The organism is Olsenella porci, from assembly GCF_009695875.1.
GTDB classification, from domain to species: Bacteria; Actinomycetota; Coriobacteriia; order Coriobacteriales; family Atopobiaceae; genus Olsenella_H; species Olsenella_H porci.
The window spans coordinates 57,635-80,860 of the sequence record NZ_VUNC01000006.1; the positions used below are offsets into that span (position 1 = coordinate 57,635).

The 23,226-nt window shown below is 67.4% G+C and carries 18 protein-coding genes and 1 riboswitch; of the genes, 14 read left to right on the forward strand and 4 right to left on the reverse strand.

Going from position 1 to position 23,226, the window contains the following annotated elements; all coding sequences use genetic code 11:
* Window positions 1-81 precede the first annotated feature (81 nt).
* From FYJ68_RS07900 to FYJ68_RS07960, 13 genes are all read left to right on the forward strand, one after another.
* On the forward strand, window positions 82-1,098 hold the full coding sequence (locus tag FYJ68_RS07900; RefSeq protein WP_154435674.1) for a bile acid:sodium symporter family protein: 1,017 nt from the start codon (window positions 82-84) through the stop codon (window positions 1,096-1,098).
* Between the two features lie 236 nt (window positions 1,099-1,334).
* Entirely contained in the window at window positions 1,335-2,588 is a 1,254-nt protein-coding gene (locus FYJ68_RS07905; protein ID WP_154435675.1) for an MFS transporter, read from the forward strand.
* 497 nt (window positions 2,589-3,085) lie between these two features.
* On the forward strand, window positions 3,086-3,403 hold the full coding sequence (locus FYJ68_RS07910) for an Asp-tRNA(Asn)/Glu-tRNA(Gln) amidotransferase subunit GatC (RefSeq protein WP_154435676.1): 318 nt from the start codon (window positions 3,086-3,088) through the stop codon (window positions 3,401-3,403).
* Window positions 3,403-4,899 (forward strand): Asp-tRNA(Asn)/Glu-tRNA(Gln) amidotransferase subunit GatA, encoded by a 1,497-nt coding sequence (gatA, locus tag FYJ68_RS07915; protein WP_154435677.1) that lies wholly within the window; start codon window positions 3,403-3,405, stop codon window positions 4,897-4,899. Before FYJ68_RS07910 ends, gatA begins: the two co-directional genes overlap by 1 nt.
* A complete protein-coding gene (gatB, locus tag FYJ68_RS07920) occupies window positions 4,896-6,455 on the forward strand; it encodes an Asp-tRNA(Asn)/Glu-tRNA(Gln) amidotransferase subunit GatB (RefSeq protein WP_154435678.1) in 1,560 nt (519 codons plus the stop codon). The genes gatA and gatB overlap by 4 nt, the downstream gene beginning before the upstream one ends.
* Before the next feature lie 93 nt (window positions 6,456-6,548).
* On the forward strand, window positions 6,549-7,724 hold the full coding sequence (locus FYJ68_RS07925; protein WP_154435679.1) for a pyridoxal phosphate-dependent aminotransferase: 1,176 nt from the start codon (window positions 6,549-6,551) through the stop codon (window positions 7,722-7,724).
* The gene (locus FYJ68_RS07930; RefSeq protein ID WP_154435680.1) at window positions 7,711-8,835 is read left to right on the forward strand and encodes an amidohydrolase; all 1,125 of its coding nucleotides are present in this window, start codon (window positions 7,711-7,713) and stop codon (window positions 8,833-8,835) included. Before FYJ68_RS07925 ends, FYJ68_RS07930 begins: the two co-directional genes overlap by 14 nt.
* 109 nt (window positions 8,836-8,944) lie before the next feature.
* Window positions 8,945-9,113, forward strand: a riboswitch (Lysine riboswitch).
* A gap of 66 nt (window positions 9,114-9,179) precedes the next feature.
* The gene (locus FYJ68_RS07935; protein WP_326832277.1) at window positions 9,180-10,481 is read left to right on the forward strand and encodes a diaminopimelate decarboxylase family protein; all 1,302 of its coding nucleotides are present in this window, start codon (window positions 9,180-9,182) and stop codon (window positions 10,479-10,481) included.
* Between the two features lie 90 nt (window positions 10,482-10,571).
* Complete coding sequence (dapA, locus tag FYJ68_RS07940) at window positions 10,572-11,462, forward strand: 4-hydroxy-tetrahydrodipicolinate synthase (RefSeq protein WP_154435681.1); 891 nt, start codon at window positions 10,572-10,574, stop codon at window positions 11,460-11,462.
* Window positions 11,455-12,177, forward strand: coding sequence for a 4-hydroxy-tetrahydrodipicolinate reductase (dapB, locus tag FYJ68_RS07945; protein WP_154435682.1), 723 nt, complete (start codon window positions 11,455-11,457; stop codon window positions 12,175-12,177). Before dapA ends, dapB begins: the two co-directional genes overlap by 8 nt.
* A 12-nt stretch (window positions 12,178-12,189) precedes the next feature.
* Window positions 12,190-12,894 carry a 2,3,4,5-tetrahydropyridine-2,6-dicarboxylate N-acetyltransferase gene (gene dapD, locus FYJ68_RS07950; protein ID WP_154435683.1) on the forward strand — a complete coding sequence of 235 codons (705 nt, stop codon included), beginning with the start codon at window positions 12,190-12,192 and terminating at the stop codon, window positions 12,892-12,894.
* A gap of 326 nt (window positions 12,895-13,220) precedes the next feature.
* A complete protein-coding gene (gene fucO / locus FYJ68_RS07955) occupies window positions 13,221-14,384 on the forward strand; it encodes a lactaldehyde reductase (protein WP_154435684.1) in 1,164 nt (387 codons plus the stop codon).
* 167 nt (window positions 14,385-14,551) lie between these two features.
* On the forward strand, window positions 14,552-14,842 hold the full coding sequence (locus FYJ68_RS07960; protein WP_154435685.1) for a hypothetical protein: 291 nt from the start codon (window positions 14,552-14,554) through the stop codon (window positions 14,840-14,842).
* 47 nt (window positions 14,843-14,889) lie between these two features.
* On the opposite strand, the gene FYJ68_RS07965 is transcribed toward FYJ68_RS07960, so the two are convergent.
* Genes FYJ68_RS07965 through FYJ68_RS07975 form a run of 3 tightly spaced genes read right to left on the reverse strand, consistent with a single transcriptional unit; the run spans window position 14,890 to window position 20,635 of the window.
* Window positions 14,890-16,233, reverse strand: coding sequence for a nickel-dependent lactate racemase family protein (locus tag FYJ68_RS07965; RefSeq protein WP_229772135.1), 1,344 nt, complete (start codon window positions 16,231-16,233; stop codon window positions 14,890-14,892).
* A 52-nt stretch (window positions 16,234-16,285) separates the two neighbouring features.
* On the reverse strand, window positions 16,286-17,803 hold the full coding sequence (locus FYJ68_RS07970; RefSeq protein WP_154435686.1) for an ATP-binding protein: 1,518 nt from the start codon (window positions 17,801-17,803) through the stop codon (window positions 16,286-16,288).
* A 45-nt stretch (window positions 17,804-17,848) separates the two neighbouring features.
* Window positions 17,849-20,635 (reverse strand): VWA-like domain-containing protein, encoded by a 2,787-nt coding sequence (locus tag FYJ68_RS07975; protein ID WP_154435687.1) that lies wholly within the window; start codon window positions 20,633-20,635, stop codon window positions 17,849-17,851.
* Window positions 20,636-20,802: 167 nt separating this feature from the next.
* On the opposite strand from FYJ68_RS07975, the gene FYJ68_RS07980 reads away from it, so the two are divergent.
* Window positions 20,803-21,669 carry an HAD family hydrolase gene (locus tag FYJ68_RS07980; RefSeq protein WP_195837767.1) on the forward strand — a complete coding sequence of 289 codons (867 nt, stop codon included), beginning with the start codon at window positions 20,803-20,805 and terminating at the stop codon, window positions 21,667-21,669.
* A 242-nt stretch (window positions 21,670-21,911) separates the two neighbouring features.
* Here the strand turns inward: FYJ68_RS07980 and FYJ68_RS07985 are convergent, their stop codons facing one another.
* Complete coding sequence (locus FYJ68_RS07985; RefSeq protein WP_154435761.1) at window positions 21,912-23,102, reverse strand: MFS transporter; 1,191 nt, start codon at window positions 23,100-23,102, stop codon at window positions 21,912-21,914.
* Window positions 23,103-23,226: the final 124 nt, after the last annotated feature.

The following is a 23,226-nucleotide window of genomic DNA, read 5'->3' on the forward strand; positions in this document are numbered from 1 at the left end:
TTGGATCGACTGAGCCTCGCCTGCCCATGCCGGCTTCCGCGGCCCTACAATGGCGCGTGGAGCAGCGAAGGGGGATGGCGCATGCAGAGGTGGAGCGCAATCGGAGAGTTCATCGGGTCTCACATGTGGGCGGTCTCGCCGCTCTGCGTCGCAGCCGGCGTGCTGTTCCCTCGCGAGGTGGGCGTGCTCAACCCCCTCGTCGTGGCGCTGTTCGCGTTCATGACCTTTCAGGGCTCGCTCTCCAACCGCTTCTCCAACCTGGCACAGACGGCTCGTCACCCGCTGCCCATGTTCGTGATCCTGGGCCTCTCCGCGGTCGTGATGCCCGCATTCTCGTGCGTGCTCGCCCAGCTGCTGTTTGGCTCGGATGGCAACCTCGTGACCGGCATCGTGCTCGAGTACTGCGTCCCCGTCGCCGTGGTCTCGACCATGTGGATCGGCATGAGCTCCGGGAACATGGCGCTGGGCCTGGGAACCCTGCTGGTGTCGACGGTCGTCTCGCCCGTCACCATCCCGCTCACGCTCAAGCTCCTGCTGGGTGAGACCGTCCGGGTCGACTTCGCCGGCATGATGTTTGACATGCTCGTCGAGATTGCCATCCCCGCGCTCGCCGGGGTCGCGATCAACGACCTCACGCACGGTTGGGGGAAGAGGACCCTCTCCCCCGCCCTCATGCCCGCCGCACGCATCACCATCATGCTGGTCATCGCGTCAAACTCGACGGGGATCTCGGCCTACATGCGAAACCTCACCCCAACTCTGGTGATGGTCGCGCTGTTCATCTGCGCCTACGCGAGCCTGGGGTACCTGGTGGGCTTTGTCGTGGCGAGGCTGCTGGGCGAGAGGCGCGAGGACGTGGTGACCTCGACCTTCCAAGTGGGCATGCGCAACATCTCCGCCGGAGCGGTGCTCGCGCAGCAGTTCTTTCCCGCGGAGGTCATGTTCCCGGTGGTCGCGGGGACGCTCTTTCAGCAGATCCTCGCGGCGATCTGCGAGATCGTGGTGAGCCGCGTGCTGGGGACGGGAGAGGTCCCCTCGGCCTTGGCGGACGAGAAGGCCGCACCAGACGAAGTTGCCGTGGCGGCGCGGACGCGCTGAGGACTCGGGCGCCGGGGCGGAATGCGCTGGCCTCGTCTTGCGTTCGCCAGCACAAGCTCCGCCAGGAAGGCGGGAAGATGAGAGCCACCCGTGCATCGTGTCGTCGCGTTCCTGGTGCCTGGCATTCGGCTGGCTTTCAGCAATCCGGCAAATGCGCTAACGTCTTCTCCATAGGGCCCCGCGGAAAGGTGCGCACCCACCCGTAGGGCAATGCCACAGCGGTGCAGGAGCCATCCATGCAGAGAGCATTATCAGCCAGGGGAGAGGATGGCCTCCTCCCCAGTCTTGCATCTCGTCTCGCCGTGGTGGACCTTCTCTATCAGTTGGGCCTTCAGGCGACGTACTTCGTGGGCGTCGTGGGATGCGCCACCTATGTGCTTGGGGCGAATGCGTTCCAGGTCTCGTACCTGGTTCTCACGTTCAATCTCGTCCTCGTGGCGGGTGGGGTCGCCTGTGGCCCGTTCGTCGATAGGGTTGGACCCCGCAGGGCGCTGGTGCTCGCGTTCCCCGCCATGTCGCTGCTGGGACTGTTTGGCTGGCTCTTCCCGCTGAGCATGGGGAGCCTGTTCGTCACCGCCACCCTCCTCGGGGCACTTTGGGCCGTTGCGGGCACCGCGGTCAACGCGTTCCCGCGCTACCTGACCGACAGCCCGCGCGAGCTGCTGCGCATGAACAGCCTGTGCAACACTGCGACGAGCGTCGCGGTCATCGTGGGGCCCCTGCTTGGCGGCGCTATCAGCATGGTCGCCCCTCAGCAGTGCGTGTTCTCGGTCCTCGCCTTCGCGCCCCTCTCCGCGGAGGCAGTGGTGATGGGCATGCCCCGTGCTGCCTTGTGCAAGCCGGGGACGGGGGAGACGGGTAAACCCGACGGGACGGGTCGCGACAGTGGTCGCGGCGCGTTTCTCCATGAGCTCTGGGAAGGCGTCAGGATCGTCTTCACGCGCGGTGACCTTGCGTTCCTGTTCTTCCTGGGGTTCCTGGGCTTCTTCTGCTACGGTGCGTTCGACTCGCTCGAGTCGCTCTTCTACCGCTACACGCTCCACGCCAGCTCGGACTGGATGGGTTGGCTCTCGGCCATTGCGGGCGTGGGCGGGACCCTCGGCTCCCTCCTTGTCATGCGCGTTCCCGAGCGCAGGCTCACCCCCACGCTGCTCTCGGCGCTGCTCCTGGTGACGGGCGTTGGCTCCATGGTGTACGTGGGCACGGGCTCGGTCGCGGGCGCGGCGGTTGGGCAGGCCATTGCCGGGCTAGGGTTTGGGGCCATGGGGCCGGTCCGCACGACCCTCACGCAGCAGCGCTGCGACCCGAGCTACGTGGGGAGGGTCACCTCCGTTATGCAGGCTGGCCTCAACAGCGCCGGCATCATTCCCCTGTTCTTTGCCCCGTTCCTGGCGGATGCTCTTGGCGTTCAGACGGTTCTGTTTGGTGCAAGTACGATGGTCGCCCTGGTCGCGGTTGCGTTTCTTCTTGCTTCGCTTCGGCGCAGATAGCCGCGTGAGAGGGGCGGCGGAGAGAGGGCTTCCGTTGCGTCGTCGGAGCCCTGCCGAGGGCCGATTGGTTGCCCGCGGGGTTGGAAAAGAGTCAAAGAAGGGGAAGAGAGAGGCCCGGCCGTGCCCTCTCGATTCAACTGGTGGGAGAGTGACGTGCCCGCTTGCGTATGTAGTGGCGAGCGGCCTGCTCCATTCCTAGCCCAGCGATTCCTCACCGTGGTCGTCGTTGCCCGGAACCTTAGATTGGTACCTTGCGGAGGGGCCCTCGCGGCCCCACAGCTGTCGGTAATCGCCCCCCATGTGTACGCATGGGACGAATCTTCTATGGGACGAATCTTCTGACGGCGAGGATTCAGCCCCCATCAAAGTTTTCCGAAGGGTTGCGCCTTCGCGCGGGCGGTGGGCCTTCGCCTAGAATGTTCACGCAAGACAGACGACAGATGCGGACGGGCAATCTTACGTCTCGCCCGCAGCGCAAGGAAGGCTGGGAGGAACGCATGCCCCTGAGCCAGAAAGACGTCGCCGGCATCGCCGACTACGCCCGCATCGCCCTGACGGGCGACGAGCTCCAAGAGATGACCGCCTACATGAACGAGGCGGTCGAGCTGCTCAAGCCCATCACCGAGTACGACCTCGATGGGGTGGAGCCCACGTTCCACCCCATCGGCGACCTCTCGAACGTGATGGGCGGGGACGTGGTGGACGCCTCAGTCCGCGCGCTCCCCATCGACGTCGCACTCAAGAACGCGGGATCCTCCGAGGGTCGCTACTTCCGCGTCCCGTCCATCCTGGGAACCGAGGAGGGTGACCGCTGATGGCGAACTTCGACCAGCTTTCCGCCGCCCAGATTGCCGCCGGCGTGAGGGCGGGTGACTTCTCCGCCACTGAGGTCGCGCGCGCGTCCCTCGACGCCGTCGACGCACGCGAGCCGCAGGTCCAGGCGTTCCTGGAGGTCTCCGCGGACCTCGCCCTCAAGGCGGCCGAGAGGACCGACCAGGCAAGGGCCAGGGGAGAGGAGCTTGGACCCCTCGCCGGAGTGCCCTGCGCGTTCAAGGACAACATGCACCTTGTGGGCACGCACACCACCTGCGCCTCCCGAATGCTCGAGAACTACGAGTCCACGTTCACCGCGACCTGCGTTCAGCGCATGCTCGACGCCGGTGCCACGCCCATCGGGAAGGCCAACATGGACGAGTTCGCGTTTGGCTCGTCCACGGAGTCCAGCGCGTTCCACCGCACCAACAACCCGTGGGACACCACGCGCGTGCCTGGCGGCTCGTCGGGCGGCTCGGCTGCCGCGGTCGCGTCGGGCGAGGTCACGGTCTCGCTGGGATCGGACACGGGCGGCTCCATCCGCCAGCCGGCAAGCCTCTGCGGCGTCGTGGGGATGAAGCCAACGTACGGTGCCGTGAGCCGCTACGGCGTGGTCGCCTTTGGCTCGTCGCTCGACCAGGTGGGGCCGTTCGGCCGCCGGGTTGAGGACGTCGCGCTCGCCATGAACGCGCTCGTCTCGCCTGGCCGCGACCCCTTCGACTCAACCAGCCAGGACTGCCCGATCGACTTCCTGGAGCACCTGGAAGACCCCATAGCGGGCAAGCGCGTGGGCATCGTTCCCCAGCTCATGGAGGTCCAGGGCCTCACCGACGAGGTCAGGGATGCAGTGAACGGCGCCGCCCGCGCCCTCGAGGATCAGGGCGCCCAGGTGGTGGAGGTCGACCTCCCCAACATCGCAAGCGCCATCTCGGCCTACTACGTGATCGCGCCCTGCGAGGCCTTCAGCAACCTCGCCCGCTTTGACGGCGTCCGCTACGGGTACCAGGAGCAGGGCTGCGCCACGCTGGCAGAGCAGACCTCGCTCTCGCGCGCCCACGGCTTTGGCGAGGAGGCCAAGCGCCGCCAGATGCTCGGCGCCTACCTGCTCTCGAGTGGGGTCTACGACACCTACTACTATCCCGCGCAGCAGGTGAGGACCCTCATCACGCAGGACTACGAGCGCGCATACGAGAAGTGCGACGTCATCCTCATGCCGGCGGCCCCTCGCACGGCGTTCAAGTTTGGCGAGCTGTCCGACCCCACCCAGATGTACGCGTCGGACATGTTCACAATCTCGAACAACATCGTGGGCAACGGTGGCGTCAGTGTCCCCCTGGGACTCGGGCGCGACTCGGGGCTGCCCGTGTCGGCCCAGCTCCAGGGCCCCGCGTTCAGGGACCGCATGCTCCTGCAGTTTGCCCGCTCCATCGAGCGCGCCTACGACGCGAGCGGCATCGTCGCGCCCGACTTTGCCGGGAAGGGGGGTGACCTCGCATGAGGAGCCTCCAGGAGGTGCTCCAGGACTGGGAGGCCGTCATCGGCCTGGAGGTCCACACCGAGCTCACCACGCTCGAGACCAAGATGTTCTGCAACTGCAAGCTGAGCCACGACGACGAGCCCAACACCAACGTATGCCCGGTGTGCCTGGGCATGCCCGGGGCGCTGCCCGTCCCCAACAAGAAGGCGATCCAGTCCATCGTGATGGCTGGCCTGGCGACCAACTGCCAGATCCAGAAGCACTCGATGTTCTACCGCAAGCACTACTTCTATCCCGACATGGCCAAGAACTTCCAGACCACGCAGGGGCCGGTCGCCTTCTGCATGTACGGTCACCTGGACCTCGAGGTGTCCGGCGAGGGTGCCTCCGAGCGCCCCGACGGGGTCGAGACCGGCACCGACACCGTGGCCGCCCACGACGTCGCCGCGCCGGTGACCGTGCGCAAGGCAGAGGACGGCTCCTACACGGTCCCCATCCGCATCCTGCGTATCCACATGGAGGAAGACGCCGCCAAGATGGTGCACGTGGGCGGCGAGGAGGGCCGCATCGCCGACGCCACCGAGTCCCTCATCGACTACAACCGCTGCGGCACCCCACTCATCGAGCTTGTGACCGAGCCCGACCTCCGCACTCCGGAGGAGGCGCGCCTCTTCATGGAGAAGCTCCAGCAGACCTTCCGCACGCTGGGCATCAGCGACTGCTCGCTCGAGAGCGGCTCCATGCGCTGCGACGGCAACGTGAGCCTGCGTCGCCGCGGGACCCGCGAGCTGGGCACCAAGACCGAGCTTAAGAACATCAACTCGTTCAAGAGCCTGCACGACGGCCTTGAGTACGAGATCCGCCGCCAGGCGGAGGTGCTCGAGGAGGGCGGGATCATCTACCAGGAGACCCGCCACTGGGAGCCCAGCCGCAAGCGCACCGTGGTCATGCGCGTGAAGGAGACGGCGGACGACTACCGCCTGTTCCCTGACCCCGACCTCGCGCCCTTCGACCTCTCCGACGAGTTCATCGACGACTGCCGCGCCCGCATCCCCGAGCTGCCCGACGCCAAGCGCGACCGCTACATCGCGTCCTACGGCCTCAAGCGTGCCGACGCTGCCCAGATCGCCGGCGACCCCGTCACGGCGGGCTTCTTTGAGGAGGCGGCCGACGGTGTCGACGCTCGCGTGGTCCCCACCATCGCGAACGTTATGGTCAACCTGGTCCCCGCCTTCGACGCCCTCACCCCTGCCCAGGTCCGCTCCATCTCCACGCTCCTCGCCAGTGACGCCATCACCTTTGCCCAGGCCCGCGAGGTGCTCGAGGCCGTCAACGGCACCCAGGACGACCCGGAGCGCGTGGTGGACGAGCGCGGCATGCGCCAGGTCACCGACACCGGTGCGCTCGAGCCCATCGTGGACGAGGTCCTGGACAGGTGCCAGGACCAGGTCCAGCAGTACCACGACGGCAACAAGAAGGTCGTTGGCTACCTGGTGGGCCAGTGCATGAAGGCGAGCAAGGGCAAGGGCAACCCCAAGCTGTTCAACCAGCTGCTCAGGCAGAAGCTCGAAGCCTAGGCAGGGGAGAGGGGCCTCCGTCCCGCCCGCGGCGCCTCCCGACGGCAGTCGGGGCACCGGTGTCGCAGCGGGCGTGGGACCCGGGAGGTACCCATGGCACTCACGATCAACCCGCGCCTGCGGGGGCTCGCACCCTCGGGCATCAGGCGCTTCTCGGCGCTTGCCGCGAAAACGCCCGGCTGCGTCTCGCTCACGCTGGGCGAGCCGGGCGAGGGCACGCCGCCCGCCATCCGCGACCGGGTGGGGGAGGACCTCGCGGCGGGTCTCACGCACTACCCGCCTAACAACGGCTTTTCCTGGCTGCGCGAGGCCATCGCGTCGTCAGAGGCGGCCCGTGGCGTCTCTCCCGAGGTCGCGACACCCGACAACGTGATTGCCACCGTGGGTGCCACGGAGGCGCTGTTCGTGGCCCTTTCCACCATCCTCGAGCCCGGTGACGAGGTCATCGTCCCCACACCGGCGTTCTCGCTCTACGGGTCCATCGCCTCGCTCCTGGGGGCGCGCGTGGTCGAGCTCGACACCGAGCCTGCCGGCTACCAGGTTGATTCCGCCGCCCTGGGGCGCGCCGTCACGCCCCGCACCAAGGCGGTCGTGCTCTGCTCCCCCAACAACCCCACGGGCTGCGTACTGGATGCCGCGAGCCTCTCCGCTGTGTCGGACACAGCGCGCGACCACGACCTGTTCGTGGTGTGCGACGACGTGTACCGGCTCCTCTCGTATGACGGGGAGGCGCCCTCGTTCGCGCCCGCACACCCAGAGCTCGCCGACCGCACCCTGGTGGTTGGCAGCTTCTCAAAGCCCTGGGCAATGACCGGCTGGCGCATGGGGTGGCTCCTAGGGCCGTCCTGGATCATGGGACAGGCCGCAAAGGTCCACCAGTTCGCCGTGAGCAGCATCCCCGCCTTCGTGCAGCACGCGGGCGTGGAGGCGCTGGGGACGGACGTCGGCCAGATGCGCGAGAGCTACCGCCGCCGTCGCGACCGCGTGGTCGTGGCGCTGGGACAGATGGGCCTTCCCACCCCCAGGCCTCGAGGCGCCTTCTATGCGTTCCCCGACGTCCGCGAGTTTGGCCTTACGAGCGAGGAGTTCTGCGAGCGCGCCATCCGCGAGGCGGGCGTTGCGCTGGTGCCCGGCGCGTTCTTTGGGGGAGAGGGGCACGTGCGCCTGAGCTACGCTTGCGACGACCACACGCTGGATGAGGGGCTCGCCCGTCTCGAATGCTTTGTGAACGAGCTGAGGGAGGGGGAGGCGAGCCATGCGCGAGCCTGACCTGGAGCTGCTGCGACGCTACCGCCGCGACCTCCATCAGATTTCCGAGGTCGACTTCGACCTTCCCAACACCTGTGCCTACGTGCACTCCGTACTTGATCCCCTTGCCTCCTCCGACGACCGCCTGAGCGTGTTCGAGCCCTGCGAGTCCACGGTCTGCCTGCTCGCGAACATGGGCGCAGAGGCCACCACCGCCATACGCTCTGACATGGATGCGCTTCCCATCACCGAGCGCACGGACGCCCCCTACGCCAGCCGCACCCCCGGACGCATGCATGCCTGCGGGCACGACGGGCACATGGCCATGGTCCTGGGCCTGGCGCGGAACCTCGCGCTTCATATGGACGAGCTCCCGCGAAACGTCCTGCTGGTGTTCCAGCCCGCCGAGGAGACCACGGGAGGTGCCCGCGTCGTGTGTCAGACGGGCCTGTTCAACAGGCTTCACGCCGACCGCATCTTTGGCTTTCACCTGTGGCCGGACCTCCCGGCGGGGGTCATCGCAAGCAGGCCCGGCCCCCTCCTCGCCGCCAGCAACGAGGCCACCTTCGACTTCCTCGGCCGTGCCAGCCACATTGCGAAGGCATCGGACGGTCGTGATGCGCTCGAGGCGTGCTCCCGCTTCCTCCTGTCCTCGTATTCCTATATGGGGGAGAGGGAGGCGGAGGAGCCGTGCCTCCTCAAGTTCGGGCGCATGGAGGCGGGATCGGTTCGCAACCAGATCGCCGACCACGCGCACCTGGAGGGAAGCCTCAGGACCTTCTCCGTGGGGATGGGGGAGAGGTGCCGCGCCGAGCTCGCCACCCTTGCCAATGGCATCGCAGGTTCCCTGGGCTGCGAGGCGCGGACGCACTTCTCCGACGGCTATCCCCCGGTCGTGAACGACGACGATCTGTTCTCGCTCGTGCGTGGTGCGCTCCCTGACCTGCGCGACGTCCCCGAACCGCTGCTGATCGCCGAGGACTTTGCCTGGTACCAAAGGAGCCTTCCCGGGGTCTTCCTGCTGCTGGGCACCGGCACGGGGATCCCCCTGCACTCGGATGCCTTCGACTTCGACGAGTCCGTGCTCATGCGAGGGCTCCAGGCGTACGAGCGCCTGGTCCGCCTGCCGTAGCCAAGGCCCCCCGGTGCCGTCACCCTCCCATCTCGGGGGGACGTGTTCCCATCGTGTTACGTGACCGCCGTCCGCCCGGCGGTCCGCCATTCGCCGGTGCTACTCTCACCCCACTGATAGAGGAGCGGACACGAAGGGCGCGGTGGAGCTGGCAGGCTGCGAAACCGCGCGAGGCGAGGTCCGCCGAACTGGGGGTGGGGGCACCCTTCCCCGGTGGGCGTACGGGAAACACCCGTGCGACTGTCCGCGCACCACCGCGCGGGTGAGCTATCTTACCGGGGTGCCAGGCTCGCCTCTTCCGTAAGGTCGCAAACTCGCCGACACGACCCGGGAGATGATTCCACGTGAGCTCGACCGCAGCCAAGAGGCCCTTCGCGACGAAGGAGCAGCTCGAAGCGATAGCGTCGCAGTATCCCACGCCGTTCTACCTGTACAGCGAGGACCTGCTGCGCTCCCGCGTCCGTGCCCTTAACGAGGCGTTCGCCTGGAATCCCGGCTTCCGCGAGCACTTTGCCGTCAAGGCGACCCCCAACCCCGCCATCATCCGCATCCTGGCGGAGGAGGGCTGCGGAACCGACTGTGCCTCGCTCACCGAGCTCATGCTCTCGGACGCCTGTGGAATCCGTGGCGAGGCGGCCATGTTCACCTCGAGCGACACGCCGCTTGCCGACTACCGCTTGGCGCGTGACCTTGGTGCGACCATCAACTTCGATTCCCTCGACCAGCTGGGGTTCTGGCGCGACAACGTGGGCGAGTTCCCGCGGACGGTGTGCTGCCGGGTCAACCCTGGCGGCGACTTTGAGGCGGCAAACGGCATCATCGGCACGCCGCAGGACTCCAAGTTCGGCATGACCGTCCCGCAGCTGCGCGAGGCGTTTCGCACCCTCCGCGACGCTGGGGTCCAGGAGTTTGGCATCCATGCGTTCCTCGCGAGCAACACGCTGGGGGACGACTACTACCCCCGTCTGGCGCGGCGTCTGTTCCGCCTCGCCGCGGACCTCTCCCGCGAGCTCTGCGTCCACCTGGCGTTTGTGGACCTGTCTGGCGGCATAGGCGTCGCGTACGAGCCTGGCCAGAGGGAGAACGACATCCGCGCCATCGGCGAGGGCGTCAGGCGGGCCTACGAGGAGGTCCTGGTCCCCGTCGGGATGGGGGACGTCTCCATCCGCTCCGAGCTCGGTCGCTGGATCGCCGCACCCGCTGGCGCGCTCGTGACCCGCGTGATCCACCACAAGGTCACCTACCACGACTACCTGGGGGTCGACGCCTGCTCCGCAAACCTCATGCGCCCGGCGATGTACGGTGCCTACCACCACATCACGGTCATGGGCAGGGAGGACGAGCCCATGGGGGGCACCTACAACGTGGTGGGTGGCCTGTGCGAGAACTCCGACCAGCTCGCCCGTGAGCGGCCCCTCCCTCGCACCGAGGTGGGCGACCTGCTCTTTGTCCACGACTGCGGCGCCCACGGGCACTCCATGGGCTACAACTACAACGGCCGGCTGCGCTCTGCGGAGCTCCTGCTCCAGAGCGACGGCGACGTTCGCCTGATTCGGCGCGCAGAGACGCCCGCCGACTACTTCGCGACCCTGGACGTGACGCCCGAGGGTGCGGCTCTCCTCTCGGAGGTGCGGCGAAAGCCGTAGCCGCGGGGCCAGTTCCCCCGCGGCACCCAAGGAGTAGAGGAGACATGCATCGGCGCGCAGACGCGCGCCACCACCAGGAAGGAACCACCCATGGACGTACGTGACACCGAGGGCTCCATCGTCGCCCTTGTCACCCCCTTTGACGAGAACGGCCAGATCGACTTCCCTGCAATCGATCGGCTGGTCGACTTCCACATCCAAAATCACACCGACGGCATCCTGGTGCTGGGCACCACTGGCGAGTCGGCGACCATGACCGACGCGGAGGACTACGCGGTCGCCAAGCGCGTGGTGGACGACGTCGCCGGCCGCATCCCCGTCATCGGCGGCTCCGGCTCAAACTCCACCGCCGAGTCGCTCGCCAAGTCGCGTGGCCTCGCCGAGCTGGGGGTCGACGCCCTGCTCCTTATCACCCCCTACTACAACAAGTCCAACGAGGACGGCATCTACCACCACTTCACCGCGGTTCTCGACCAGGTTGACAGGCCTGCGATCCTCTACAACATCCCCGGGCGCACCGGGTGCTCCATCAGCGAGAGGAACGTCGAGCGCCTGTGCACGCACCCCAACGTCATGGGCATCAAGGAGGCCTCGGGCAGCATCTCGTACGCAACGACCGTGGCCCAGTACCTCTCGGACGACTTCCGCATGTACAGCGGGAACGACGACATGGTCGTGCCCCTGCTGTCGCTGGGCGCCTCGGGCGTGATCTCGGTGTGGGCCGACGTCCAGCCGCGCGTGGTGCACGACATGGTGTGCAGCTACCTGGACGGCGACGTGAGGGCGGCGCGCCGGGCGCAGCTCGACGGCCTCGAGCTGGTGCACTCCCTCTTCTGCGAGGTCAACCCCATTCCGGTGAAGGCTGCGCTCTCGATGATGGGCATGATCAGCGAGAGCTACCGCCAGCCGCTGTGGCCGCTTAGCGACCCGGCACGCGAGCGCCTCTCCGCTGCCATGAGGGGAGCTGGTCTGATTGGCTAGCGTCATCGTGGTCGGCGCGCGAGGTCGCATGGGCACGCTGCTCTGCAGGGCGTTCGACGAGGCGGACGACTTCGAGCTGGTCGGAGGCTACGACGCGCAGGACGTGGGCGAGCTTGACCAGGAGGCGCCTACGGCGGACCTGCTGGTCGACTTCAGCTCGCCCAAGGCGCTCCCCCACGTGCTCGCGTACGTGGACAGGACGGGTAGCGCGCTGCTGAGTGGGACCACGGGGCTGGACCAGGACCAGCTCGCGAGCATCCGCGAGCGGGGCGAGAGGAGCCGGGTCATCTGGTCGGGCAACTACTCGCTGGGTGTCGCGGTGCTGCGACATGCCACGCGCATGGCGGTGGAGGCGCTCCCTGGCTGGGACGTGGAGATCGTGGAGTGCCACCACGGCGGCAAGGCGGACGCCCCCTCCGGGACGGCGAAGATGCTCCTCGCGGAGGTCGACCCCGAGGGCACTGCAGACGTGGCGTACGGTCGCGAGGGCATCGTGGGACCGCGCCCCAAGGGCCAGGTGGGCATGCACTCGCTGCGCGGCGGCACCGTCGCCGGAACCCACGAGGTGCACTTCTTCGGCGACGACGAGGAGGTCTGTCTCACCCATCGCGCAACGAGCAGGCAGATCTTCGTGAACGGTGCCGTTGCGGCGGCGCGAAAGCTCCTGGGCAGCAAGCCCGGCAGCTATGACTTTGACGACCTCATGTTCTCGTAGGGAGGATGCACGTTGGAGGCACAGCAGATCATCGACTACATCGCGACCTCGCCCAAGCGCACGCCGGTCAAGGCGTACGTGAGGGAGGCGGAGGGCGCACGCGTCGCCTATCCCGCGGATGCGCACGTGTTTGGTGACGGCCGCAGCAAGGTGGTGTTCGCCGACTGGGCCGAGCTCGGCCCCGCGCTTGAGGCCGCCGGCGACGCCGTTGAGGACCTGGTGGTGGAGTGCGACCGTCGCAACTCCGGCGTCCCCATGCTCGACCTCAGGGGCGTCAACGCCCGCATCGAGCCCGGCGCAATCATCCGGGAGCGGGTGGAGATAGGCGACAACGCCGTGGTCATGATGGGCGCGATCATCAACATCGGCGCCGTGGTGGGCGAGGGCACCATGATCGACATGGGGGCCGTCCTGGGGGGCCGTGCCATTGTGGGCAGGCACTGCCACATTGGTGCGGGCACCGTGCTCGCCGGGGTCGTGGAGCCCGCGAGCGCCACGCCCGTCGTGATCGAGGACGACGTGATGATAGGCGCCAACGCCGTGGTGATCGAGGGCTGCCGCGTGGGGCGCGGGTCCGTGGTCGCCGCCGGCGCGGTCGTCACGCGCGACGTGCCTGCGGACGTTGTGGTGGCGGGCTGCCCCGCGCGAGTCATCAAGCAGAAGGACTCGGGAACCCAGGCCAAGACGGCGCTGGTCGACGCGCTGCGGTCGCTCTAGGCCCGCCCATAATCCGTAGCTCGCGCTCAACGTTGCCCGTAGGTGCCCTGGCCGGAAGCCCCGGTCGGGGCATCGTCCTCGTTATGCGCATCGTTGGGGTCGAGTTGTCTGGGGGCGATGCGGGTGCGCCCGGCTGTGCCGGGGGACAGGCCGAGGGGGCGAATGAAAAAAGAGCGTTCCCCGTCCTTTGCGCCGCTCAGGGGACATATGTTGCCCCGTTCGCCAAACTTTTTACCTGAACACGCATGTGAACATTTAAACGTGGAAAAATAAATGTTTGGAAGAGGGACCGAAAGGCCCCGAGGATCAACAGGAAGGGTTTTCACATGGGTGTCAATCGCTTCGTCCTCAACACCGTCTCGTACCACGGTGCCGGCGCCATCAAGGAGATTCCCGGCGAGATCAAGCGCCGCGGCTACAAGAAGGCCTTCGTGTGCTCCGACCCCGACCTCGTAAAGTTTGGTGTCACCTCCAAGGTCACCGACCTGCTCGACGAGGCTGGCATCGCATGGGAGCTCTACTCCGAGATTAAGCCCAACCCCACCATCCAGAATGTGCAGGATGGCGTGAAGGCAATTAACGACAGCGGCGCGGACTGCATCGTTGCCATCGGTGGCGGCTCGTCCATGGACACCGCCAAGGCCATCGGCGTCATCAAGGAGAACCCCGAGTTCGCCGACGTGCGCTCGCTCGAGGGCGTGGCTCCCACCAAGAAGCACGCGACCTTCACCATCGCCGTTCCCACGACGGCGGGAACTGCCGCCGAGGTCACGATCAACTACGTGATCACCGACCCCGAGCGCGTTCGCAAGTTCGTGTGCGTTGACACCAACGACATCCCCGAGGTCGCCGTGGTCGACCCCGACATGATGGCCTCGATGCCCGCTGGCCTCACCGCTGCCACCGGCATGGACGCCCTCACCCACGCAATCGAGGGCTACACTACCAAGGGCGCCTGGGAGCTGTCCGACATGTTCCACTACGAGGCGATCAGCCTCATCAGCACGCACCTGCGCGACGCCTACGCCGAGGCTAAGTCTGGCAAGCCCGCCTCGGGCCGCGAGGGCATGGCGCTGGGCCAGTACATCGCCGGCATGGGCTTCTCCAACGTGGGCCTGGGCATCGACCACTCCATGGCGCACACGCTCTCGGCGCACTACGACACCCCGCACGGCGTTGCCTGCGCCATGCTGCTGCCCATCTCGATGGAGTTCAACAAGCCGGTCGTCGCCGAGCGCCAGGCCAAGATCGCCACGGCCATGGGCGTCGACACCACGGGCATGAGCACCGAGGAGGCCGCTGACGCCGCCATCGCCGCCGTGCGCCAGCTGTCCCACGACGTCGAGATCCCCACGACCTGCAAGGGCCTGGTGGAGGAGGACCTCGACCAGCTCGCCAAGGACGCACTCGCCGACGCCTGCTACCCCGGCAACCCCCGCGAGGCTACCCCCGAGCAGGTCAAGGACATGTTCCGCATGATCATGGCGTAGCAATCGCCTCACATCACGCGCCGTCGGGAGGGGTCTCGGGTTCGCCCGGGACCCCTCTCCTCTCCCATGGGCTTCCTGCGCAAATGGCCGAGCTGTCGGCTGGCTGGCGGCGGAGGGGGAGATAATCGTGGGGCACCGCATGCGACGGAGTCGAAAGGGGAGAGGCCTTGGCACGGCATTGGAACGAGGACGAGAGGGACTATCGCGACGTCCAGGAGAACGCCCGCGGTGGGGGGCTGCTCGCCCTTCTTGGCCTGGTGCTGATGGCCGTTGCGCTCGTGGGCCTGTTCTCGGGACCCAGCGAGAGCCTCGTGTTCACGACGCTGCTCGTGGTCGCGTTGCTCGCGGGGGTCGCGCTGCTCTACGTTGGCACGTCGCTTCGCCGCGACGCCCGCAAGGCGACGCTGCGCCACCAGGAGACCTCGGACCCCTGGGAGGACGAGCGCCGGCGCCGCTAGCCTTTCCAATCTCAGGATCTGCGCGAGGACGCTCTGACGCCCCTCCGCTACTTTGGCTCGTCGCCCGGGACGCGCATGAGGGGGAGCGTGCTCCCGCCGTGGGGCATAACCAGAACCCTGGGCTCGCGTCCCAGCCTCTTACGTTGCTCCCGCATCGCGGTGTCCACCGCATTCTGCACGGTGGGGAAGGGCGTCATGAAGCAGCTTCGCACAAGGTCGTCAGGCAGGTCACTCACCAGGTAGATGCTCGCTCGCAGAAGGATCTGCGCTACCGCGGCGGCCTTGTGCCCTCCCAGCTTGAACTCTCGACGAAGGTGGTCGACCACGTCCTGCGGCGTGTTTGCCTCGAGCATCCAGCGCTCGAACGTCTGCTGCCCCAGGCCCTCCGCGCACGAGCCCACCAGCACGATGACGCCGCCGTCCCGCACGGGGTGCTTTGCGTTGTCCAGCGCCTTCTGGAGCTGGTACAGGTTGAGGTCCTTGGGCGCGCCGCCCTGGCTCACCACGACCACGTCCGCCCGCTCGTGGAGCTCGCACCCGTACAGGCGGTCGAGCTGGCGGCAGGCGTCCCTCTGCGCCCGCACGAAGTCGCCGCTCGCGCAGTAGACCACGTTTCTCTCCTCGTCCAGCACCACGTTGACGATGAAATCGAGGCCGACCATGCGGCAGGCCTCCTCCAGGTCCAGGCGGACGGGACTCTCCATGTTGCCCGAGTGGGCCGCAGGGTCCACCATCATGGAGTGGTTGGCCTGTATCGCCTCGAAGGTGCTCACACCGGGCATGATCGCCTTTGCGCCTCCGGAGTAGCCCGCGAAGTAGTGGTACTCCACGTTGCCCAGCGCGACGCGCACGTCGGCATGGGCCACCTCCTCCAGGATGTCGACGGGGGTGCCGTGCGAGGTGGTCCCGTAGTGGACGAGCCCCTTGGAGTCGCCATTGAGCACCCTCAGGCGGCCGTAGTACTCGCCCATGATGCGTCGGAGCTCGTCCTCGGTCTGGGGGCGGTGGCTCCCCAGGGCGATGGCGAGAAGCACCTGGTCGTCCCGTACTCCCGCGGCGTGGAGCTCGTCCATCACGGGTGGAAGGAGCGTTGCCGTGGGAAGCGGCCTCGTGACGTCGCTCGTGATGACGCAGACGCTCCCGGACCCGCGCGCCACGTCGCGCAGCCGTGGCGTTCCGATGGGATTGCGCAGGGACTCCTCCACGACCGTGCGGCCCGTTGCCCCAAACGTGACGTCGTTCGCGTGCATCACCTCGATCACGCTGGCCGCGGGGAGCGAGAGGTGCTGGGTCCTCTCCCCAATGCCGAGGTCGACCTCGACGGTCTGGGCGGAGGAATGCCCCCTACCCTCGTCCCCGATGGTCCTCATCGCTCCAACCCTGGATGGCATGCAAGGCTCCCTTCAGGCCGCAACGGCGGCACCGCCTCTTGGATGGTCGCCCCTAGGATATCCCCCCAAGCCTGTTGACGCGCTCGAGCAGCTCCTGCCCGCGCTCGTGGAGCATGAGGGCGTGGGCGTGGCGCGAGAGGCTCTCGCCCGCCCAATCTGCGGCGAAGGCCATGAACTCGGGGTCGACGGCTAGGTGCGTGACAAACACCAGCATCTCGCGCCCGTCCCCAAAACAGGCGTCCAAAAAGCCCAGGGCGTTGTCCAGGCGGGAGGCGAGCCCGCGCGCCTCGTCGTCCGCCTGCCGGTCCCATTGTCCCAGCAACAAGAGGGCGAGACCCTCCTCCCCTTCGGGGGAGCCACCCGAGAGCATGGCGCGGGCGACGTCGGCGTGGAGGTCGTCTGCCAGCTCCGCCCGCATCGCGAGGCGCAGCTGGCGAGAGGCAGAGGCGGAACCCGAGCCCCGGGCCTCGTCCAGCTTCGACCGCGCCTCGCGCGCGAGGGCATCGAGCGGATCCTCGGACCCCTCGCGGGAGGGGCCTCCGTCCATGGAGGAGACGCGCTTGCGCACCCAGGAGAGGGCGTCTCGCCTGGCACAGAGCGAATGCGCCTGCGAGAGGAGCGCATCGAGCAGGAGGTTGACCAGGGCGACGCGCTCGTCGAACGGGGCCTCGCGCGCCCGCAGCGCGATTTCGTCGCCCGCCTCGCCCTGGAGTATGCCATCGACCTTGTAGTCGTCCTGGTACTTCTCGAACAGCTCGAGGTACAGGGAGAAATCCTCGGCGACCTCGCGGTCCTGGAGGTACTGGGACACGAGCTCCGTCCCCACGCGGAGTCCCTCCTGCCGGTATGCCACGAGCATGCGCGAGAGGTCCTCCCAGCCGCGGGCAGTGACGATCTTGGACCCGTTGACGCTCGCGCGCACGCGGTAGAAGTTCTTTGGCTTGCTGGAGAGGTACGTGGTGATCGCGGGGTGCACCCCATGGGTCACGGCGTAATCCATCCACACGTCGAGGTCGGGCTCCACGTCGATGCGCTTGAGGCGATCCATCATCGCGGGGTCAAACTCGCGGGCGGCACGGTTGTACTCGGGCGGGTTGCCGGCGCACACGATGACCCAGCCCTCGGGAAGCCGGTGCTGGCCGAACGTCTTGTACTGCAGGAACTGCAGCATGGAGGGCATGAGCGTCTCGCTCGCGCAGTTTATCTCGTCCAGGAAGAGGATCCCCTCGCTCAAGCCGGTGCGCTCCTCCTCGTCGTAGACGGCGGCGATGATCTCGCTCATGGTGTAGCGGCTCACGCGCACGTCCCTGCCGCCGTAGGTCGCCTCGGCGATGTAGGGGAGTCCGAGCGCGCTCTGGCGGGTGTGGTGCGTGATGGAGTAGCTCACGAAGTTGATGCCCAGGCGCTCGGCGATCTGGCTTGCGATGGCGGTCTTGCCGATGCCGGGAGGCCCCATGAGGATGATGGGGCGCTGCATCATGGGCGGGACCAGGTACAGGCCATGGGCGTCCCGGGCAAGGTAGGCGCGCACCGCGCCCTCGATCTGCTCCGTTGCCGAGCGAATGTTCATTGCGTCCTCCTTGGATGGCGTCCGCACGGATGGCGGGCGCGTGCGTCAGTAGACCGACATCGAGCGGAACTCACCCGGCCTCAGGGTGAGCTGTATGGCCCAGGGTGGCACGAGCTCCGGCCTGTGGTCCTCGTCGTAGAAGACGAAGGCCGTCTTGTAGGGCGGCATCCTGGTGGGATAGATCCCCCAGCCGTCCGTGAAGTAGATGAGGCCCGCGAGGTCCGAGAACTCGCCCCCGCCCGCGAGCTCGCTCACGTAGCGGAACGCGGGGCGAAAGTCAGTGCCACCCAGACCGCGGAGCTTGACCTGCCGCCTCCAGCGGTCGAGGTCGGCGAGCGAGGTGATCTTGGTGTCGCTCTGCACGCGCTGGTCCGCCTGGACGATGTGCACGTTCACCCGCTGCGAGAAGCTCGACTCGCTTGCCAGGACGTCGTAGGTCGCGTCGACGAAGGCCTGGACCACCTCGTGCGTGACCGAGCTGGAGGTGTCGATTACGATCACGAAGTCGCGGATTCTCCGCTCGTCCCGGTACTCCAGCGGCTCGATGAGCGGCGTGTCCCCGTACAGCGAGAGCCCGTAGGTGTAGAAGACGTAGTCAAACTCGTCGTCCGAGACGTGTAGTTCCTCGCTGCTGGTGGCAAACTGCCGGAGGAACTCGCGGTAGTCCACCAGCTCGTGGTCCGAGACCTCGAGCTGGTGGACGAGCCCGCCCAGCCGCGTGCCCTGTTTGCGTGAGAGTGTCTGAAGGTCCACGCGAACGGACCTGCCCGCGCGCTCCCAGCGCTCGCGTGCCGCCCGGAGCTCGGACTCGGTTGGGGTCGACGCCGCCGGGCTACCGTCCGGTGGCTGCTCCCCGCCCGTCTTGCTACCGGCATCGCCCTCGCCAGAGGCGCCCTGCCCCGCACCCGTTCCGTTGGGCTGGCCCTTGCCGTCGCGTCCGCCCTCGGATTCGCGACCCTCGCCCTGACCATGGGGGCCGGTTTGGGGAGAGGCGCCTTCCCTCTCGCCCTGACCGCTCCCGTTGGCATCCTGGTCGCGGTCTCCCGCTCGGTGCCATGCCGAGTGGTCATCCACCAGGAGTACGCGCGCCCAGCGCTCCCGGCTCCCTGCGAAGCCGCCCTCGACGAGCCGGCGGTAGATTCGCTCCGCGCTCGGCGAGGGGCCCAGCTCGCTCGCGAGCTCGTCCAGCGCCTCGTCGACTGCCTGACCCCGCTCCCCGGGACGCTGGCCCATGAGCTCGCGCGCCATGTCCTCGGCCACCAGGTCGCAGGAGAGGTCCCAGCACGCCGGGTCGACGCCGCGCCCCACGAAGGGGTGGAGCAGCAGACAGTGGGCCAGCACGTGCGCGTAGTCGTGCGAGGGTGCCATCCTGCTCCGGGCGAAGTCGCGGAGGAGCACGTCGGGGTCTGTCAGGAGGGACGTCCCGTCGGTGCGAAAGGGGAGCCCGATGGCGGCGAGCGTGGTGGGGGAGAGTCCCACGGCACCCGCGAGGAAGGGATGGCTCGCGATGACCTCGCTGCGCGCGAGGTCGAGCACCTGGAGGGCTAGGGCGTCCCGTTCCTCGCTACCGACGGAGGGGCGCCCGCCAGCCGCCTCCGTCCCCTGCGATGGGTCCCGCGCAACGTCTGCCTCGCCCGCGCGGCTCAGCGTCGCCGTGGGGGAGAGGGGTGCGGCCACTCGGTTTTCGCCCCCTCCCATGGCTGCCGTCGGGTGTTCGGCGCGGCCCGTCTCTCCTGTGGTTGGGGCGTCTGGCTCGTCTCTCCGCAGCATTCCCAGGAGCCAGGCGGCTGCCTCGGCGTGGCCCGCCTCGCTTGCGAGCCCCATGGCGCGGGTGACGTTCTGCCTCCCCATGGTCCGCGGCCACGCGGAGACGGCGCGCAGGCCATCCATGTCGCCCTCTGCCGCGAGGATGCCGAGCAGCCTCCCGTTGAGGCGCTCGTCGGCAGACGGACGGAGCGCCGACACCAGCGACGACACCAGGGCGGGGTCGTCCCTCAACCAGGGGCGCTCGTCCAGGCAGCGGAAGAAGACCTCCGGCTCCTGCCGGCACACGAACTCGACCATCCGCCTGCTCGCCCGCGGCACAACAAGGTTGGACATGATGCGCTCGAAGCGGTCGTCTCCCATCCCGCGCGAGAGGCGCAGGTCCACCATGTGCGAGCAGAGTCCCAGGCAGGTGTTCGCAACGTCCTCGTCGATCTCGCCCGCGTGGCGGAGCGCGTGCCATGCCCTCACGGCGGCGGCGCGAAAGAGGTCGTCGAACGCCACGGGGTCAAACAGGCCCTCGCCCGCGAGTCTCCCCACCAAATCGCAGGCTGAGCCAAGGTCCGTCTTGCCCCCAAACGGCGCGCCCTCGAGCTGCTCCCCCTCGCGCGCCTTCCCAAACACGTCGGTCGACAGCGTGGGGTCCATGTTGTTCAGGAACAAGGTGGGGCTCCTGCGGGTGAGGGCGAAGCGCGTGAGGCGGCCCTCGGGCGGGAGGAGTCCCCTGCAGTGGTGCGGAACGCGCACCTCGCCCAGCAGGTCGACCCCGCGGTTGAGAAGGTCGCGGGCAACGTCCTCGCGCGCGTGTCGCAGTGCGAGGCACAGTGCGAAGGAGGGGTACGCAAAGTCGCCGTCGAACGCATCCCACAGGGCGTCAAGGTCGCTCGCACCTCCAAGACAGGCCGCGCGCTCGAGGAGGTCGACCGCCTGCGTGGCGGTCACCAGGTCGCGTCGGGGGGAGAGCTGTGCCACGAGCGAGCGGAACGAGCCGCTGTCCCCGGCGTCCAGCGCGTCGCGCGCCCCTGCGACGAGACCCTCCGCAACGTCGATGCCGTCCCTCTCGCCCATGGCAGCCTCCTTTTGGCAATCGTACACGAGACTCTCCGCTCCGTGCGCATCTCCTCCGTCGGCCGCGGGGTCATCCCGTGGATGGGCGGTATGGCGATTTTTATGGGCTGAGCATGGCGTATGTGGAGTGGGGGTATCCTGAATCGGTCCCAAGCGAAGGGAGAAGGATGATCAAGCTCGTGCTCAGCGACATGGACGGGACCCTGGTGCCCTTTGGGCATTCCTCGGTCTCGAGACGAACCCTCTCCGCCATAGCGGAGCTCCGCGATGCCGGCATCGAGTTTGGCCCCGCTAGCGGCCGCGAGCCGTTTGACCTCATGGGCTACTTCGACAACGACCAGACCATGGGCGACACGGGCATCTTCGCCAACGGCAAGCTGGTGCGCCTGGACGGCAAGGACATCTTCAGGCTCCCGCTCGAACGCGCCGGCGTCCAGGCACTTGTGGACTTCAGCGCGCGCCGCGACGACCTCGCCACGCTCGTCTGCAGCAGGGAGCAGGCGAGGCGCGGCCTTCCTGCGTTCCAGGTGTTTGGCGCCACGCGCGAACGCTTCGCCAAGTACGCGGACGACCCCGAAACCCTCAGCATCCCCATGACGGTGGGGGAGGAGCTTCCCGCCGAGGACATCCTCACGGTCGACCTCATCTGCCTCTCGCGAGACCCGGCTCGGTTTGCGAAGGTGCGTGACGAGGTCGAGGCGGAGCTGCCCCAGTTCGACTTCGTCTCCCCCGGCCCGGGCTGCCTCGACGTGCTTCCCCACGGCTGGAACAAGGGGACCGCGGTGGAGGTCCTCTCCGACGCCATGGGCGTCGACGTTGAGCAGATTGCCTTCTTTGGCGACTCCGAGAACGACCTCGCCCTCATGGCGCGCGTCCCCAACTCGTTCTGCGTGGGCAACGGCACGGAGGACGCCCAGCGTGCCGCCCGCTACCACATAGGTGACTCCGCGGACGACTCCGTCGCCATAGTGATGGAGTCCCTGGCCAAGAACCACGGGAGGATCGTGGTGCCTCCGGAGACCTCGCGGGACTAGACGACCTTCCTGGTGGATTGCCCGGGCGAGAGGGGCACTCGACGCCGGGCTGGGGAGGGCTCCCGCCGGGATGGGGAGTCCCTGAGCTGGCAGTTTCTTTCGCATGGCCCGTGGTGCGACTGGGTCGTTGCGGCTCCTCGCGCCAAGGCAAAGAAGGGGTGCACACGGAGGGGTCCCGCGGTATCCGCGAGACCCCCTTGGAAGGTCGTGCCTTCACTGCCGCACTCGCATTCACGCAATTGCTACGAGGCGCGCTCGCGCGAGTCGGGCGTCTTGAGCATGAGGACGAAGCCGATCACGAAGAGCACCACGATGGAGAGGACGCCCAGGGAGCCGTTTCCGGTGAGGGCGGTCATGGTCCCCACGATGAAGGTTCCCATGATGGCGGCGTACTTGCCAAAGATGTCGAAGAAGCCAAAGTACTCGTTGGCGTGCTCCTTTGGGCAGAGCTTGCCAAACTCCGAGCGGGACAGCGCCTGGAGCCCTCCCTGGAACAGGCCGACGAGAAGCGCCAGGATCCAGAACTCACGGGCGGTACGCAGGAAGAACGCCGCGAACAGGGTGATGAAGGTGTAGCCGGCGATGCCCACGAGCAGCATCTTCTTGGTCCCCACCTTGGTCCCCAGCTTGCCGTAGGCGATGGCGGAGGGGAAGGCGACGAACTGCGTCACGAGCAGGGCAAGCACGAGCTGCGTGCCGTCGATTCCCAGGTCGGAGCCATAGCTCGTGCTGAGCTTGATGATGGTGTGCACACCGTCGATGTAGAAGAAGTACGAGAGGATGTAGGTTCTGAGGCCGCGGTCGGCCCAGATCTTCCTCAACGTGGTGCCGATCCCTCGGGTGGCGTTGCGAAGCGCATGCGCCTGGAGGGGCTTGTAGTGGGTCTGCTGCACGTTTCTGAGCATGGGGATCGTAAACGCGACCCACCATGCCGCGGTGATGGCAAACGAAACCTGCATTGCCGTCTGAAGAGAGATGCCAAGCGACTTGGTGTTGAGCACGACGGCAAGGCACGCGATGAACGGCACGCAGCTGCCCACATAGCCCCAGGCATACCCCTGGCTCGAGACCTCGTCCATGCGGTCGTCGGTCGTGGCGTCGATCAGGAGCGCGTCATAGAAGACCATCGACGAGTTGAGCATGATGGAGCTCACCACGTAGATGACGAGAAACGCCATCGCGCTGGTGGGGAAGCCCATCGCGACGGTGGCGACCACGCCCGTGCCCACGGTACCCACGATGAACTTCTTCTTCATCCCCTGCATGTCGGCGATGGAGCCGAGGATGGGCATGAGCAGCGCGATCACGAGCGATGCGACCGTCTCGGCATAGCTCCACGCCACGAGGGCAGGCCCGTCGGCGAGCGACTTGAAGTAGATGGGGATGACGCTCGTCGCAAGGAGGACGAGCGCGGAGTTTCCCACGTCGTACATGATCCAGCTCTTCTCGGCCTTGGTGAACTTGGTACGCACGGCATCCCCTCTCACTTTGGACAGAACGCACACAGATTGTATGGTTGCGAATTCTTTGGGAAGGTAAGGGTCTCGTAAGCGGTGC